2 protein-coding genes are annotated in these 2,376 nt (G+C 47.0%); both read left to right on the top strand.

All coding sequences use genetic code 11. The annotated features are described in order from the left end of the window. The first annotated feature begins 35 nt into the window (after positions 1-35). A complete protein-coding gene (locus YWE_RS31260; RefSeq protein ID WP_029096202.1) occupies positions 36-437 on the top strand; it encodes a hypothetical protein in 402 nt (133 codons plus the stop codon). Positions 438-617: 180 nt separating this feature from the next. After that, entirely contained in the window at positions 618-2,291 is a 1,674-nt protein-coding gene (gene ltrA, locus YWE_RS0120805; RefSeq protein ID WP_029096201.1) for a group II intron reverse transcriptase/maturase, read from the top strand. Positions 2,292-2,376 lie beyond the last annotated feature (85 nt).

Below are 2,376 nucleotides of genomic sequence, written 5' to 3'. Positions count from 1 at the left end.
ACGATGTGCGACAAGAAGTCGCCTGAAATATTGTTATGCAAAGCATCATCAATGACATAACCGGCTATTCCATTAGCCGTAACCTACTGGGACAAGCGTTGCTGGCAACGGCAGGGTTTGAAGCTCCCGGAACAACGTACCCTTGTGCTACGCACGATAATGCACTTGTGAGAGAACATTATTATCTGCAAGCATCATGCGGATTAGGGGCAAGGTTGGATGGTAAGGCTAACTCAAGTGAACTGTTGATAAACATCGTAACGGCGAAAGAGCCAAAGGTGCTGACAGGCTCTGACCAAAAATGGTGCGAGGCTGGTTACTCTTTAATCGTCTGGGAGTACATGGACACTAAGCCTCCGGTGGAGAGACAGAGCCTAACCCATCCGTTGTATTTCAGGTGGAACTTGGTAAGCCTGTATTTTTGCCCTGACAGGTAGGTGATCCGTAAGGTGAACTGATAAAAATGCAGGTAAAGGACGATGGAAAAAGCGAATGCCAGTCTGTAATGGGCAGGATACGGGTTCCACATTTGCCCGAACGCGAAAGTGTGCAGACTTCCATCAGGGTCTTTATTCGCAGGAAATACTGTAAAGCAACCATAAATGGAGGTTGGCAAGATGAATACATTATCCGATGTATCTGCGACCTCTCGCTTGAGAGGGTGGCATTCCATTGACTGGAAACGCTGTCACTATCAGGTGCGGAAGCTACAGATACGGATAGCGAAGGCAACACGGGAAAAGCAGTGGCGCAGAGTAAAAAAGCTGCAACGCATGCTCACCCGCTCGTTTACAGCGAAAGCACTAGCGGTAAAACGGGTTACTGAAAATACCGGGAAGAAAACCCCCGGCGTTGATGGCAAAACATGGAGTACCCCTGAAGATAAATGGCAGGCGATCACTCTGTTAAAACGCAAAGGCTATCAGCCCCTGCCGCTTAAAAGAGTTTACATTCCCAAACCAAACGGCAAAAAACGCCCGCTTGGGATCCCTGTCATGCTCGACAGAGCAATGCAGGCACTCTACCTGCTTGCACTAGAACCAGTATCTGAAACCACCGCGGATCATAACAGCTATGGATTTCGGCCAGTCCGAAGCACAGCTGACGCAATCACACAACTCTATATTTGTTGTGCGAAAAGAAAAAGTGCTCCGTGGATACTGGAAGCTGATATCAAAGGGTGCTTCGACAATATCAGTCATGACTGGCTGCTTGCACATATTCCTATGGACAAGCAGATACTGAGGAAATGGTTAAAGGCCGGATATATGGATAAAGGTTCGTTCAATCTCACAAGAGCCGGAACACCACAGGGAGGCATTATCTCCCCTGTACTGGCAAATATGGCTTTGGATGGACTGGAAAAACAGCTAGAGGAAAAATTCTGGCAAACAGCCAAACTCCGTGCAGCCAACAAGGTGAACTATGTGAGATACGCTGATGACTTTATTATCACCGGAAGTTCGAAAACACTTCTGGAGCAGAAGGTTAAGCCTGTTGTTATCTCCTTTATGAAGGAAAGAGGACTCACCTTGTCAATAGAGAAGACAGCGATTACGCATATCGAAGAAGGCTTTGATTTTCTGGGACAAAACATCAGGAAATATAAAGGTAAGTTTCTTATCAAGCCTTCCAAGAAAAATCTGAAGAATTTTCTCAATAAAATCAGAACCATCATTACTGAAAACAAGACGACACCGGCATATCTGTTGATAGCACAACTCAACCCCGTGATAAGGGGATGGGCAAACTATCACAGGCACGTTGTAGCTAAGAAAGCCTACAGCTATGTTGACAACCAGATCTGGAGCAAGCTTTGGCAGTGGTGTGTGAGGCGGCATCCACGTAAAAGCAGACGCTGGATAAAAGCCAAGTATTTTACGTCACGGGAAATGCGGAACTGGATATTTGAGGCAACTGATATTCAGGGAAGAGTCTTCACACTTTGCAATGCAAGTTCTACGCCCATCAAACGCCATGTCAAAATCAGGAAGGGAGCCAATCGGTATGACCCTTCCTGGGAGATATACTTCGAGCGACGACTGGACAGCATCTGGAAAGACGCTCATGAGGGGCGGCGTAAAATCATAGCATTATGGAATAAACAGGCACGTCAATGCCCTTTGTGTGAACAACCATTCAGCACGGAAACAAGCTGGAATGTTCATCATAAGGTGATGAAGACTGCCGGAGGCGGCGACGAGTTGAGCAATCTTGTTCTGTTACATCCTAACTGTCATCGACAATATCACAGTAGTGTAGCCGGTTATCGCGAGGGCGGTAACTTATAAAGGCTTGAGCGGTATGCTGGGAAACTCGCACGTACCGTTCTTAGGGGGCGGGGATACAGTAATGTATCCCTGCTACCCGACCAAT

The organism is Budvicia aquatica DSM 5075 = ATCC 35567, assembly GCF_000427805.1.
Taxonomy (GTDB): Bacteria; Pseudomonadota; Gammaproteobacteria; order Enterobacterales; family Enterobacteriaceae; genus Budvicia; species Budvicia aquatica.
The sequence above is the reverse complement of the archived record's forward strand: the minus strand, read 5'-3'. Positions and strand labels throughout refer to the sequence as shown.

Excerpts from the sequence above, each read along its gene's own strand:
- YWE_RS31260 (WP_029096202.1), top strand. The coding sequence starts at position 36 with ATGCAAAGCATCATCAATGACATAACCGGCTATTCCATTAGCCGTAAC.
- ltrA (WP_029096201.1), top strand. The coding sequence starts at position 618 with ATGAATACATTATCCGATGTATCTGCGACCTCTCGCTTGAGAGGGTGG.